9 protein-coding genes, 1 tRNA gene and 2 pseudogenes are annotated in these 14,758 nt (G+C 53.6%); 10 read left to right on the top strand and 2 right to left on the bottom strand.

Annotation, left to right across the window (positions count from 1 at the left end; all coding sequences use genetic code 11):
* The first annotated feature begins 351 nt into the window (after positions 1-351).
* The 4 genes and pseudogenes from AUK29_00520 to AUK29_00505 all read left to right on the top strand — a co-directional run bounded on the left by AUK29_00520 (position 352) and on the right by AUK29_00505 (position 7,150).
* On the top strand, positions 352-2,976 hold the full coding sequence (locus AUK29_00520; protein ID OIP66533.1) for a preprotein translocase subunit SecA: 2,625 nt from the start codon (positions 352-354) through the stop codon (positions 2,974-2,976).
* A 278-nt stretch (positions 2,977-3,254) separates the two neighbouring features.
* Entirely contained in the window at positions 3,255-4,085 is an 831-nt protein-coding gene (locus tag AUK29_00515) for a hypothetical protein (protein ID OIP66532.1), read from the top strand.
* A pseudogene (locus tag AUK29_00510) lies at positions 4,082-4,899 on the top strand (hypothetical protein). Before AUK29_00515 ends, AUK29_00510 begins: the two are co-directional and overlap by 4 nt.
* 199 nt (positions 4,900-5,098) lie before the next feature.
* Complete coding sequence (locus AUK29_00505) at positions 5,099-7,150, top strand: hypothetical protein (GenBank protein OIP66531.1); 2,052 nt, start codon at positions 5,099-5,101, stop codon at positions 7,148-7,150.
* 49 nt (positions 7,151-7,199) lie between these two features.
* Here AUK29_00505 and AUK29_00500 read toward each other — a convergent pair.
* Positions 7,200-7,274, bottom strand: a tRNA-Val gene (locus tag AUK29_00500).
* A 266-nt stretch (positions 7,275-7,540) separates the two neighbouring features.
* Here AUK29_00500 and AUK29_00495 point away from each other — a divergent pair.
* Both AUK29_00495 and AUK29_00490 read left to right on the top strand, forming a co-directional pair.
* On the top strand, positions 7,541-8,059 hold the full coding sequence (locus AUK29_00495; protein OIP66530.1) for a hypothetical protein: 519 nt from the start codon (positions 7,541-7,543) through the stop codon (positions 8,057-8,059).
* 94 nt (positions 8,060-8,153) lie between these two features.
* Positions 8,154-8,777, top strand: a complete 624-nt coding sequence (locus tag AUK29_00490) for a hypothetical protein (protein ID OIP66529.1) — start codon at positions 8,154-8,156, stop codon at positions 8,775-8,777.
* A 79-nt stretch (positions 8,778-8,856) separates the two neighbouring features.
* Here the strand turns inward: AUK29_00490 and AUK29_00485 are convergent, their stop codons facing one another.
* Positions 8,857-10,164: a hypothetical protein gene (locus tag AUK29_00485; GenBank protein OIP66528.1), complete on the bottom strand. Its 1,308-nt coding sequence runs from the start codon at positions 10,162-10,164 to the stop codon at positions 8,857-8,859.
* Positions 10,165-10,321: 157 nt separating this feature from the next.
* Between AUK29_00485 and AUK29_00480 the strand changes: the two genes are divergently transcribed.
* From AUK29_00480 to AUK29_00465, 4 genes and pseudogenes are all read left to right on the top strand, one after another.
* Entirely contained in the window at positions 10,322-11,983 is a 1,662-nt protein-coding gene (locus AUK29_00480) for a hypothetical protein (protein OIP66527.1), read from the top strand.
* A 66-nt stretch (positions 11,984-12,049) separates the two neighbouring features.
* Positions 12,050-13,249 carry a UDP-4-amino-4,6-dideoxy-N-acetyl-beta-L-altrosamine transaminase gene (locus AUK29_00475; GenBank protein OIP66526.1) on the top strand — a complete coding sequence of 400 codons (1,200 nt, stop codon included), beginning with the start codon at positions 12,050-12,052 and terminating at the stop codon, positions 13,247-13,249.
* 50 nt (positions 13,250-13,299) lie between these two features.
* Entirely contained in the window at positions 13,300-14,244 is a 945-nt protein-coding gene (locus tag AUK29_00470; protein ID OIP66534.1) for a glycosyltransferase, read from the top strand.
* Positions 14,228-14,758: pseudogene (locus tag AUK29_00465) on the top strand (hypothetical protein). Before AUK29_00470 ends, AUK29_00465 begins: the two are co-directional and overlap by 17 nt.

Genomic DNA, 14,758 nt, shown 5'->3' with positions numbered 1-14,758 from the left:
CCAATAAAATGTCCCAGGTCCCCAATCAGACGTAAGGATTTGGGTTCCAACCCCGCCATTTAAAAAAAAGAATCATCTCTAAAAGAGTGGGTGAAAACATCAGGGGTCAAGGGGTCAAGGATTCCAGGGGTCAAGTGAAGTGCTTTTTAAAAACTCAAGGGTCCGAGGGGTCAAGGGGCTTAGGGTCCAAGTGAAAAGCATAGAAAAAACTGAAGGGTAACAGAAATCAAAAAAACCACTTGAATCCTTGAACCCTGGAACCCTTGAACCCTGGATCTCTATAGGTTCTGGAACCCTCGAACCCTTTTTTACCCACCAAATGGGAGAAGAACCTAACATGGAAATGATGCAATGATCGCCTATATCCTGAAAAAAATCATGGGCACCCGGAACGAACGGGAGCTGAAGAAGATCAAACCGTTTGTGGGCCGGATCAACGCCCTGGAACCTGGAATTAAAGCCTTGTCCGATGCGGAGATCGCCAAAAAAACCCTGGAATTTAAAGACCGCCTGCAAAAAGGGGAGACCATAGACGATCTTCTGTGCGAGGCCTTTGCCGTGGTGCGAGAGGCTTCGGTCCGGACCCTCTCCATGCGTCATTTCGATGTGCAGCTCATCGGCGGGATCGTCCTGCACCAGGGACGGATTGCCGAGATGAAGACCGGGGAAGGAAAGACCCTGGTCGCAACCCTTCCGGTCTACTTAAACGCCCTCGAGGGCAAGGGTGTCCACGTGGTCACGGTAAACGATTACCTGGCCGGAAGGGACAGCCGGTGGATGGGAAAGATCTATACCTTCCTCGGGATGACCGTAGGCTGTATTGTGCATGGCCTGTCGGACGAAGAGAGAAAAACCGCTTACCATGCGGACATCACCTATGGAACCAACAACGAATTCGGGTTTGACTATCTGCGGGACAACATGAAGTTCCGTCTGAAGGATTATGTTCAGCGTGATTTCAACTACGCGATCGTAGACGAGGTGGACAGCATCCTGATCGACGAGGCCCGCACGCCGCTCATTATCTCCGGTCCGACCGAAGAATCCACGGACAAGTACTACAAGATCGACAAAATCATCCCCAGGCTGGAAAAAGACACGGACTACACCGTGGACGAGAAGGCCCGCACCGCGGCCCTGACCGAAGAAGGAAACGAGAAGGTAGAAAACTACCTCGGTGTGAAGAACCTCTATGATGCATCCAACATCGAACTGGTCCACCATGTGAACCAGGCCCTCAAGGCCCACACCCTGTTCAAACGGGACACGGATTACGTGGTCAAGGACAATGAGGTGCTCATTGTGGACGAGTTCACCGGGCGCCTCATGCCCGGAAGAAGATACAGCGACGGGCTTCATCAGGCCCTGGAGGCCAAGGAAGGAGTCAAGATCGAACGGGAGAACCAGACCCTGGCCAGCATCACCTTCCAGAATTATTTCCGGATGTACAAAAAACTGGCGGGCATGACCGGAACCGCCGACACCGAGGCCGAGGAGTTTCAAAAGATCTATAACCTCGAGGTCATCGTCATCCCGACCAATCAGCCCATGATCCGGAACGACTTTCACGATTTGATCTACAAGACCGAAAAAGAAAAGTTCAAGGCGGTTGTCACCGAGATCGAGGAATGCCGGAGGCGCGGACAGCCGGTCCTGGTCGGCACCATCTCCATCGAAAATTCCGAAAAGCTCTCCGCCTACCTTAAAAAGTCCAGCATCTCCCACCATGTGCTGAATGCAAAACATCACGAAAAAGAAGCCGAGATCGTAGCCCAGGCCGGGCGGTTCGGATCGGTCACCATCGCCACCAATATGGCAGGCCGGGGCACCGATATTGTGCTCGGCGGCAACCCTGAGTTCCTGGCCACAGCCTCCGCCGAGGAGGGAACCGAAAAATATGAGACCCTCCTTGAACACTTCAGAGTCCAGTGCCGGGAAGAGCACGAGAAGGTCGTCAAAGAGGGCGGGCTTCATATATTGGGCACCGAAAGGCACGAAAGCCGGAGAATCGACAACCAGCTCCGAGGCCGATGCGGCCGCCAGGGCGATCCGGGATCTTCCCGGTTCTACCTTTCCCTGGAAGACGATCTCCTTCGGATCTTCGGCGCGGAGAGGATTTCCTCCATCATGAACCGTCTCGGCATCGAGGAGGACGTCCCCATCGAGAACCGGATGGTGACCAAGGCCATCGAGAATGCCCAGAAGAAGGTCGAATCCCAGAACTTCAACATCAGAAAGCAGCTCCTGGAATACGATAATGTCATGAACCAGCAGCGGGAGTCGATCTACGCCCTGCGTAAAGAGATCATTGAGGGAGAATATGTCAAGGATATCATCCAGGAAACCATTGGTGAAGTTTTACAGAGGTCCATTCAGACCTACACGGAAGATAAGAAAAAAGGCCGCCGATGGGACGTTGACGGGCTGAAGGATTTTTATCACAGGGTCTTTCATCTTCAGCTCCCCTTTGACGAAAATGAAATTCAGGGGATGGAGCCTGAAGATCTATCGGAAAAACTCAAGACCCATGTCGCCAATACGCATTATCAGAAGGAACTTGAGCTCGGGGAGTCCTTCATGCGTCAGGTCGAGCAGATGGTCCTGCTCCAATCTCTCGATACCCAGTGGAAGGACCACCTTCTGGCCATGGACCATCTCAAAGAAGGGATCGGCCTCCGAGGCTACGGGCAGAGGGACCCCCTCTTAGAGTACAAGAAAGAAGGGTTCAACATGTTCCAGGAGACCCTGGACCGGATCAATGAAAATGCCCTGACCCTGCTTTTCCACCTCAAGATCGAACGCCCTGAAGCCGTAGAGATGGAGAAGCCGAAACACTCACAGGAGGTCTATTACAGCCGCGGCGAGGGCGGCGGGGCCGCCAAGGTACAGACCGTGGTCAAGGGAAAGAAGATCGGCAGAAACGAACCCTGCACCTGCGGGAGCGGGAAAAAATACAAGAAATGCTGCGGGAAATGAGGCCGAAGCAGAACTGTGCATGGCGCCATGAATCAACAAACAACGTCATTCCCCGACCCTCCGATCAAGTCGGAGGGCATGCTTGATCGGGGAATCCACCCTTCGACAGGCTCAGGGTGACAATTGTCATGGTGAGCTTGTCGAACCATGGATTGTCCGGCCTGCCTGTGCCGATGTCACGGCAGACAGGTCGAGCCGGACAATGACATGTAATTACGAATTCAGTCGCTCCGTGCAGAGCGGCGAAGATAAGTCAACCTGTTACAAGGAGAGCCGCCATCAAGATCGCCGGCATACAGATTTTCTGTTCCGATGATATTGATCGAAACATCCGGAAGGCCGTCCGTTATATCGGCCATGCCGCCGAGAGTGGGGCCAGGATCATCTGTTTTCCTCAGATCTTCTTCCTCCCCTGGTTTCTGAAAGAGGAAACCCCAGAGGCATTCAATCATGCCATTCCCCTTGATCACGAAATTCTTAACCCGTTTCGTGAGGCGGCGCGTGACCATAAGGTCGTGCTGATCTGTCCCTTCTTTGAAAGGAAGGGGGAAAAAACCTTCAGCTCGGCCGCGGTCTTTGATGCGAACGGGACGGCCATCGGGGTTTATCAAAAAGCCCATATCCCCTCTATCCCCGGCTGGAATGAAAAATATTATTTTCAACCCGGCGAGTCCGGGTTCCTTGTGATGGACACAGCCTGCGGGAAGATCGGCATTCAGCTCTGCTGGGATAATTTCTTCCCCGAAGGATCGAGGGCCCTGGCCCTCGGCGGGGCCGAAATCATCTTCGCTCCGACCGCGGCGGCCTATGCCTCGCAGGAGAGATGGCTCCACGTCATCTCCGCCAACGCCTTCGTCAACAACCTTTTTGTTTTTCGGGTCAACCGGGCAGGACACGACCATGGCCTTGATTTCTACGGCGGGAGTTTTTGTGTAAATCCCTACGGCGAACTGCTCGCCGATCCCATCGGCATTCAGGAAGGCATCTCGCTGGTTGATATTGACCTCTCCATAATCGCCGAGGCCAGGACGCAGAGCGGCTTCTTTAAGGACCGGCGGATGAATCTGTATGGGAATCTGGTCCTCAAGGAGGAACAGGAGATCCGATGATCATCGGGGTCCCAAGGGAGATCAAGGACGGCGAGCGCCGCGTATCCATTACACCCGCGGGGGTGGAAGACCTTACCGAATCCGGCCATCAGGTCCTGATCCAGGAGGGGGCCGGCGTGGGAAGCGGGATCCCGGATCATGAATTTGAAGAGGCCGGGGGGAAGATCCTGACCGACCTTCGCACCCTGTTCAGCGAATCGGAACTGATCCTCAAGGTCAAGGAGCCCCTCCCTGCTGAATACGACCTCTTCAGGGAAGGACAGACCCTCTTCACCTTCCTCCACCTGGCTGCAAACCCCTCCCTCACCGAATTTCTCATGATGATTATTTTCAGGGAAACATCACCACCCTGACGGCAATCAAGAAAAATATATCAAACGCCGTGGCCAGGGCCGACCTCCTGATCGGCGCCGTGCTCATCGCCGGCGCGAGAGCGCCCAAGGTGGTGACGAGAGAGATGATCCGCTCCATGGAAGGGGGCTCCGTGGTGGTGGATGTGGCCGTGGACCAGGGGGGCTGCATCGAGACCACCCGGCCCACCACGCACTCCGACCCGGTCTATGAAGTGGACAATGTCATCCACTACGCCGTCACCAATATCCCCAGCGCCGTAGCCAAGACCTCCACATTCGCCCTGACCAATGTGACCCTCCCCTACCTTTCGGAGATCGCTGATGCCGGCCTCGCCAAGGCCCTGAAAAAGTCAAAGGCATTGTATAAGGGGGTTAACACACACAAAGGGCATCTGACCCATCCCCTGGTCTCCAAATCCCTGGGCCTCCCGTATACCCCGCTTGAGAATCTGACCTTCTGAGTCTGCAAAAGGCAAATTCATCTTTAATGTACGGCTTTTTTATGATAGGGTATTTTACGGTTAGAGGATCTTTTTAAAAAACATTCCCCGGTAAAACGTCCCGATAGATCGGGACAAGGAGGGCAAGTCGGCCAGACTGCATGAGGGGATCAAGGGGAAAAAAGACGGGTTAGCCTCCCGGTCATAAAGAGGAGCGTGAATGATGAATACGGGTATGGATAACTTCAAAGAGATCAAATCTGAAAAGCTGCTGAGTAATTCCGTTTCGGAGATTTTAAAACACGAGGACTATGAACGATACAGGCAATGGCTTCAGGTGAAGCTGCCTGACTACATGGGGGAGGGGATGTTCCCCTTAGAGGCGCCGCAAGCTCTTCACGCCCTGGCGACAATTCTATCCCGTGCGGTCTGGAACGCCGTCCCGCTCCCCGGAAACGGTTTCCGGCCTTCCCCACTTCCCACTCCGGGCAGGAACGACCCCTGCCCCTGTGGGTCCGGAGCAAAATACAAGAAGTGCTGCGCGTCGCTTCCTGCGCTGCCGCCGCTTCATGTGCAGACCCTGTGGCCCCTGGTGCTGGAGAAGCTGCCCCGGGATACGGTGCAGCAGCTTTTGGCAGCGCGGAAGATCCCCATTGAATCTCTTGTGGATAAGGCGGAAGACCTCCGGGATCACGGACAGCCCAAAAAGGCCTTGTCGCTCCTTCTGCCGCTATTTCACGGTGAAATGGCCGGCACGGACAGTCTGCATGAATTCGCTTTGGAGATGGTCTTCAATCTTTATGATGAGCTTGGCTCCTACGCGAAAAAGCAAAAGCTCATTCAACAAGTCATCGGCACTGCGCCTGCTTCCCCCCTTCGCGCCGGGGCTTACCAGCGCCTGGCCGCCATTCGCATGGATCAGGGGGATCATCAGGGGGCATGGGACGCTTTTCAAAAAGCCCGAAGTGATGACCCTGACAATCCCATGATCGGCGTTCTCGAGGTCCATTTATTGGTCGCGGAGAAAAGAACGGATGAGGCTCGAGAGCGGTCTCGGTTTCCGGCCAAACGCCTGCAAAGGCTTGGCTACAAAGAGGATGAAACTCCTCTCAATTTCCTGATAGAAGCGAGTCAAGACCCTGTGGCGGCTCTATCTAACGTGGGTTCTGAGACCACAGGGAGCGCCGTGGAAAGGCTCAAACAGTGGATCCGGAAAGCGGCTGACCGCCCTGTGCCGCTCTATTTTGTGGTGACGGATACGCCTGGATCCGATCTAATGGGAGATTCCTTGTCCGGCACAGCGGATCGAATGAAAAAATTGGGAATCCCTTTGGGCCAGATTCCAAAACTGGAGGCGGCATGGCAAAGACAGTTTAAAGCGCTGGAAGATGAAACCGGCGATGAGGAATCCCGGAGCCGGGATCCCGAAATGCTTCTTATGCCTTCCGAGGAGATCGAGGAACTTGAAGAGGGATGGCAAGAGGTTGTCCCCTTGGGCAAGCCCTTTTCCGTCAACCCTTATCCCTTTGAAAACCAAGATATCTGGGACCCCGGCGAGGAGGATGACTGGATGGAATTCCTTGAAGATCATCCGCAGGCCTTTGACAGCCTGGAGATCATAGACGATCTGGCCACTGCGGTTTATATGCATCCCGAATCCGACCTCCCATTTCTGGAAAATGTGCTTTTGGAACCTTTGCTCCGCCGTGCGCATGCGATCATAGATGCCGTTTTGCGTAAACATCCCGGCCTGCGTCTCAACTGGGGCTTTGTGGAAAACCGGCCTCCTCTTCGACTTCTTGCGCGGCTGACGTCGCTCTGCGTGCAGCGCGGTGATGACCGGGAGGCGATGAAACTCGCTGAGCAGATGCTCGCCTTGAATCCGAATGACAATCACGGTTTCCGCTGCCTGGTCATGGATCATTGTCTTCGATCAGGGGAGGAACAGAAGGCTTTGCAACTTGCCGACCGGTATCCCGATGACGGAAGTCCGGAACTGCTTTATGGCCGCGTCCTGGCCCTCTACCGGATGGACCGTCTCGTGGAGGCCGGGGAGGCAGCACGACGGGCTGTAAAATCACGCCCCAAAGTCCTTCATTATCTGATCGCAAAACGTGTACGCAAGCCCGAAATGCATCCGAGTTGGGTAACCTTGGGTGGAGACGATGAGGCCTGGTTCTACCGTGAGCAGATGCGCGAAGTCTGGCTCGCAACCCCCGGCGTGGTCTCGTGGCTCAAGAAGATCTCGTCCATGAAGTCCGGCCGGGGATGAAAGTGCATTCAGGAATGAAGAACCATCACATCTCAGGAAGTAATAAAAATGGTGGGCGATGCCGGGTTCGAACCGGCGACTTCCACCGTGTGAAGATGGCACTCTACCGCTGAGTTAATCGCCCACTCTCTGCTGCAAATACTACCAGAGCTTTCAGAAAAGTCAATGATTTCTTAGCATGACTTCATTTTTCTTAAAATGACCGTAACTTGTCCGTTTTACACCAAAAATCATCCCTATCATCCCCAATCATCCCATCATATCCTCTATCCCCTGCAAGGGAGCCCTTGCGCATAAGGGGATATTGAAATAAAATATATATATAAACGGGATCTGAAAGAAGGCCTGGGTCCCGCTCTTTTTTTCTATTCATTTCAGGAGGAATTCCCCATGTTTGAAAGAAAAGAAGCCCCATTCAAGAAAACGGATCCCGAACCGCAGCGCCCATTCTCGACGCCCGCTCCTGATCAGAACCTGTCAAAGAAAAGCGTCTTTATCGGGCAGTCCATCTATATCAAGGGTGAACTGACCGGGAATGAAGACCTGACCGTTGAGGGGAAGGTGGATGGGAACATTGAACTCAAGGACCACAATTTGACCATCGGTTCCAATGGAAGGATTGAAGCCGAAGTCTTTGCCAAGAACATCACCATCATGGGCGAGGTCCAAGGGAATGTCTATGCTGAGGACAAAATCGAGATCACAAAAACCGGAAGCCTCAGAGGAAACATCATCGCCCCGCGTGTGGTCATTGAAGACGGCGCCAAATTCAAGGGGAGCATAGAGATGGAAAGCGAAAGAAAACCCATGAATTTGAATGTCGAATTCAAAGGCAAGAACGGCAAGGAAAAGATCAAAGAGACCATGGAACCCATTTCCCTCTCGGCTGCAAAAGCGGGCGCCCATTAATCACAATTTTTTCGCTCCCGGATGGCGATGGTTTTCAGGGAGACCCCCGGCATGGACGGACGTATGATGCGGCCATTGACCTGAAAGAACGTTTATGCAATGGAGTACACGATCAGAAAGCCGGCTCCACATTCCGGAACCCGAACCGTGCACCAAGAGCCCTCTTCGGACCTTAGACTTCTTCTTTGAAAACACCTCCCATCTTGAGCATCCGGCCCTTTTGGATATGGGATCGGCCTGCAATTCCAATATCCGTTTCTTCGGACTAAAAGGTTTTAAAATCTACGTGGAGGACTTCCTGAGCGATTACCTGAATTCTTCCGTAGAGGATGCCCCGTCCGAACCGAAATTTCTCCAGAACTATCCCCTCTCCTCCTTTGACGGGATCCTTTGCTGGGACATCTTTGAAGCCATGAAGCCGGAAGATGCCGGGATCCTGATTGAAAGGCTCTTTGTCCTCCTCAAAGGCGGGGGATTCATCATCGCCCTCTTTGATGCCCGGGAAGAACTCCATGCAAAGCACGTGATGCGCCACAAGATCATCGACCAGGAGATGGTCATCCATGAACCCGCCCAAGAGATTCCGTCCACGGCTTGCCATTACAAGAACCGGGAGATCATGCAGCTCTTCTGCCAGTTTGAAGTCGTGAAATCCTATTACCACAAAAACAGGCTTCGAGAGTATCTCTTTAAGAAACTGTCCAGCACGATCTCCTGAATTCCGATTTATTAATGGTCTTAAATCTATTTTGAGATCCTTAATATCTGCCGGATGAATGACAAAGGGAGGATAAAAATCAGAAACAAGGCCCGCTATGGATGACCCGGTAACCTGCGGGAGGGATCTCTTCCCGAAAATCATCGGGAAGAACAGTCCTCAAATGTTCCGGCGTCATATCCATGGCCGGGCCCTCCTCGGAAAGGAGGGAGACAAGGGAGGGGATGCGAAAAGCCTGGGGCGTTTTTTGATCCTTGTTCAGGAGGATCAGGGCGCATTCGTCTCCTTCAAAGGTCTTCTTCTTTAAACAGAGGACTCTCGGGTTCTCCACGTCTACGATCTCCATGGGGCCGTCTTGATTGAAAACCGGATGGCTTTTTTTTAAACCATTCACCTCCCGGATAAAACCGGTCAGATCCGTATGGGTCTCTTCCCAGTCAGCAGGCCTGGTTGAAACCACGTGCAGCCTTTTTTGAAACCCGAACTCAAAACCCATGGGCATCATCACGCCCGTTGAGAAGAGCGCTGAGAAGAGATAACGCTGTTTGATTTCTTGTTCATCCCCATGGAGTTCCTCTGCGAGACGCAGGGTGTCGTGGGATTCGGCAAAACTCACGGACGGTGTCCAGCATGAATTCTCCCGGTACTGGCTCAGGCACCACGGCTCCTCAAAATCCCAGTACTTGGAGCTGTTAAAGGTATAATCGAATCCGGCCTTCCCCAGCCTCACCACATCCTCAATCTCGCAGCCCAGGGTCTCGGCGAAGAAAAGGGCGCCGGGATAGGATTCCTTGACCCGATGGATCAGCCGTTTCCAGAGAGCGTCCGTCACCTGGTAGGCCGCATCGCATCGAAACCCTTTGAACCCGACCCCGCAGTAAAAGAGCGCAAGCTCCTCCCAGTATCTCCAAAGATTCTCCCGATCCGGAGAGTTTTCGTTGTTGATTTCAGCCAGGTCCCCCCAGACCGCCACACACCGGTCCCCTTCCCATACCGAAGGATTCTTCACCGTACCCTCAGGGTTCCAAAGATACCATGCCGGATGATGCTTAACCAGAAGCGAGTCCACGGCCGTATGGTTGATGACCAGATCCATGATCATATTCAGCCCCAGTTTTTTCGTCTCCTCCACCGTCTTCTTTAATTGATCCATCGGACTTTTTGACGATCGCTCGGAAACAAGCAGGGGATTGATTTTGTAGTAATCCTTGATGGAATAGAGGCTTCCTGAAAAGCCCGGATAATGGAACGGGTTTACAAAAACCCAATTGAACTCCATATCCCTGGCCCGGCGCAGATGGGCGGGCCATAGATCTATGACGCCGGCAAGGAGCGGGAAGAGGTTGTAGATCCTTGCCCCTTGCTTAAAAGGTCTTTTTTTCTGCATGCCGATCCTTTTCTAAAATTATAGGATTCTATCCGAAGGAACGGCTTTCTGTCAATGCCTTGAACATGAAAAATCTTGCAGAATGAAGGGTTTTATGTTAGTTTTATTTTTTTAAATTCTCTCTAAAAGAGTGGGTGAAAACATCAGGAAGAAATTAATGTCATCAGACAAATGGCTGATTAAATACTGGTTATCCGTCATCCTCATTCTTGCCCTCTCAGGGTCTGTTTTCTTCTATAACCTTGGGAAGATCTCTCTCTGGGATCCGGACGAACCAAGGGGGGCGGTCATCGCCTATGAGATGCTGAAAAGCAAGGACTGGATTCATCTCAGCTACAACGGCGAGCCCATCACCAACAAACCCGCCCTGGTCAAGCCGCCGCTCTATTACTGGAGCATCGCCGCCTTTTCCGCATTCCAGGGGAAGGTGGATGAGTTCTCGGCTCGGGCCCCCTCGGCCCTGGCGGGGATCGGGACGGCCTTGCTGGTCTTCCTCCTGGGAAGGATCATCTTCGGCCACAGCGCCGCGTTCCTGGGCGCCCTGATCTTCATCAGCAACCATATGATCTTTGAGCAGGCCCGGTCCGCGGAGATTGATATGATCCTCTGCCTTCTGCTGACCTTCTCCCTGTTTGTTTTTTATTCATGTTATCACGGCATCCTTCCTCAAAGAAACATCCTTGCCGCCTACCTCGCAATGGGACTGGCCGTTCTGGCCAAAGGCCCGCTCGGAGTCATGGTTCCCGTGATGGTCGCCGGGCTCTATCTTCTCGTTCAGAAGGATATCAAGGCCGTCGCCCGCATGAAACCTTTGACGGGCTTGCTCCTGATCCTGCTGGTCGCATCCCCATGGTTCATTCTGGAGGGAAAGGCCTTCGGAACCGAGTTCTTTTTCCGGCAGAACATAGAGAGGTTCTTCCATGCCTTTGATCATCTGCAGCCTTTCTATTATTACCTGGTGAAACTTCCCCTGCACTTCATGCCATGGACGATTCTCCTGCCGGCCACCATGTCCTACTGGTTTCAAAAAGACAAGGAAAAAAATCCGGGGAGGATCTTTCTCCTGATCTGGTTTCTTTCGATGCTGATCTTTTTCAGCCTGTCGCAAAGCAAACGTTCCATCTATATTCTTCCTCTTTATCCGGCCCTCTCTCTCCTTGTGGGTGAGGCGCTTCATCAAATTTTTTATGAAAATAAATTCATCAGCTTGATGCGCTGGGTGAGGGGCGGCGGAATCTTTCTGATTGTCCTCCTGATTCTGGTTGGAACGGCAGGGACGGTTTTTGTCCTGGTAAAACTCTCCGGTCTCGTATTGCAGACGCTAACAGCGCTCCTTTTCATCACGATCTGGTCGGCCTTGATGTTCCGGTTCATCAAACGGAGCGAGGCAACAAGGATGCTGACGGCCTTTTTTGTTCTCGCCTTCTCGATGGAGTTCTTCTCTGCCGGCGTGGTCTATCCGGAACTGGACGCCCGAAGCCGTTCATCCAAGAAGCTCTGCCGGATGGCGGCGGAAAAAGCCGGTGACAGCGATCTCGGCTGCGTGGGCTTTCACCCGCCCAGCGCCGTCTTTTACATCAACCGGGAGCGAAACCGCCCCCTCAAGGATTTCGAGTACAGGATCGAGGATGGAATCTCATTTCTCAAACAGGGGAAAACCGTATACTGCCTGATGAACCGATCCATCTATAAACGTGAAAAAGAACGCCTGGAAAAAGTCAGCATACAGCTCTATATACCGGATCTCCCCCTCAAGGGATGGAAGTGGGATCTGGTTTTTCTCACCAACCATAATCAAGGGGAGCAGACGCCGATATAAAGAGATTTCAAATTTGAGATTTGAGATTGATATATTCAGTCTGTTACCCAAAGCTGAAGGGGATTTATGACCAAAAATATAGAGCAATCGCCCCCCGGGCGGCTCACCTTTCTCCCCTTTTCCCTCCCATCCATCGGCGAAGAGGAGATTGCGGAGGTTTCCGACTCACTCCGATCCGGATGGATCACCACCGGGCCCAAGGCCCATCAATTCGAAAAGGACTTCGCCGAATACGTAGGCTCCAAATATGCCGTGGGGCTCTCTTCGGCCACAGCCGGACTGCATCTTTCCATGATGGCCCTGGGCATCGGTCCCGGGGACGAGGTGATAACGACGCCGATGACCTTCGTGGCCACCGTGAACATGATCGTAGCCAACGGGGCCACGCCGGTCTTTGCGGATATCAACCCGCAGACCCTGCAGATCGACCCCGAAAAAATAAAAGAGAAGGTCACCGGCAGGACCAAGGCCGTCATTCCTGTGCACTTCGCAGGGCAGCCTTGCGATATGGACCGGATCCACGAGATTGCCGGCGCTCACCATCTTAAGGTCATCGAGGATGCCGCGCATGCAATAGGGACGGAATACCGAGGGAAGCGGATCGGCGCCGGAAGCGAGCTCACGGTCTTCTCCTTTCACCCGATCAAGAATATGACCACCGGAGAGGGAGGGATGGTCACCACAAACCACGAAGACCTGGCCGAGACCATCCGCATGCTCAAGTTTCACGGCATATCCAAAGACGCCTGGAAACGCTACGATGAAAAGGGGACGCCGCATTACGACGTCCTGGCCCCCGGTTTCAAATACAACCTCATGGACATCCAGGCCGCATTGGGGATCCACCAGTTGAGAAGGATTCCGACATTCAACCGGAGGCGAAAGGAGATGGCGGAGCGATACCACCAGGCCTTCGCCGATCTGGATGAGATCGAACTGCCCCAGGAGGTCTCTTATCCTCACCTTCACGCCTGGCATCTCTATGTCATACTGGTGCGGCCTGAAAAACTGACCCTGGACCGTGACGGATTCATGGATGCGCTCAAGATGGAAAAGATCGGCACAGGGATTCATTTCATCGCGGTTCACCTTCACGACTATTATCGGAAACATTTTCCTTACCGCCGGGGAGACCTGCCGCACGCCGAGTATGTCTCGGACCGGATTCTCTCTTTGCCTCTTTATCCCGCGATGACGGATAAGGATCAGGAGGACGTGATCGCCGCCGTCAGGAAGGTCTGCCGGCAGCACAGGAGGAGGACATGAAGATGGATCGGGAGATACGAGAGCACAAGGCGCACCCGGAACCTGCCGGGATGAATCCGTCCGCCGCCTACCTATCCGTGGTGGTTCCGGTCTACAACGAGGAAGCCACCTTGGAGAGGCTCTTCGGGCGCCTCTATCCGGTTCTTAAAAACATAGGGAAGCCCTTTGAGATCATCTTTGTGGACGACGGCAGTGTGGACCGATCCATGGACATTCTGAGGGATTTTCTGAACCGCTGCCCCGGGGAGGTGGTGATCATCGAGTTCAACGGGAACTTCGGCCAGCACATGGCGATCATGTCCGCCTTTGAGAAATGCCGCGGGGAGATCATCATCACCATAGACGCAGACCTGCAGAACCCTCCGGAAGAGATCCCGAAACTGGTCAAGAGCATCGAGGCCGGTTTCGACGCCGTGGGAGGATACCGGAAGCAGCGCCGGGATTCCCTTTTCAGAAAGATTCCTTCCTGGGCCGTCAACAAGATCACGAGCCGGATCACCGGCATCGAGCTCAAGGATTACGGCTGCATGCTCCGGGCCTATCACAGGCGGATCATCGAGAACATCAACAAGTGTCATGAGACGACCACCTTCATCCCGGCCCTGGCGCATTCCTTCGCCTCCAATCCCACGGAAGTCGAGGTGGGGCATGAGGAACGGCTTACCGGAGAATCCAAGTACACCCTCTACAAACTCATCCGCCTGAATTTTGATCTCATGACCGGATTCTCGGTTGTTCCGCTCCAGATATTCACCTTTCTCGGATTTATTATTGCCATGCTGAGCGTGGCCTTCGGCATCTTTCTGGCGGTCCGGAGAATCATCGTAGGCCCGGAGGCTGAAGGACTTTTCACCCTTTTCGACATCCTCTTTTTCCTGATCGGCATCCTGATGTTCAGCGTCGGGATCATGGGGGAATACGTGGGCCGGATCTACCAGGAGGTGCGGAGGAGACCGAGATTCGTCATACGGAAGATATATGGATATGGGAAATAGCCCGATGCGAGCCCTGGTCTTTGCTTATCATAATGTGGGCCACGCATGCCTTGAGGTCCTGATCAATGAGGGGACCGAGGTGATCGCCGTGGTCACCCACGAGGATGATCCAAGGGAAGAGATCTGGTTCCGGTCGGCAGCAGACCTCGCCCGCAGGAACCGCATCCCGGTCCATACCCCTTCTGACGTGAGGACCCAAGCATTTATCCGATGGGTCGAATCACTCAAGCCGGACGTGATCTTCTCCTTTTATTATCGGAACATGCTCCCTGGGGAGATTTTGAAGATCCCCCGCCTCGGATCCATGAACATGCACGGCTCCTATCTTCCAAAGTACAGGGGGCGATGCCCGGTCAACTGGGCGCTGATCCATGGCGAGAGCGAAACCGGCGTCACCCTGCATGACATGGTTCCGAAGCCCGATGCCGGCGGCATCGTAGGACAGAAGAAGATCTTCATCGGGCCTGAGGATACCGCACGGGATCTCTTCGACAAGATCACAAAGGCCTCCGCG

The sequence above is a fragment of the Nitrospirae bacterium CG2_30_53_67 genome (assembly GCA_001873285.1).
Lineage (GTDB): Bacteria > CG2-30-53-67 > CG2-30-53-67 > CG2-30-53-67 > CG2-30-53-67 > CG2-30-53-67.
This window is presented reverse-complemented; position numbering and strand designations above follow the sequence as displayed.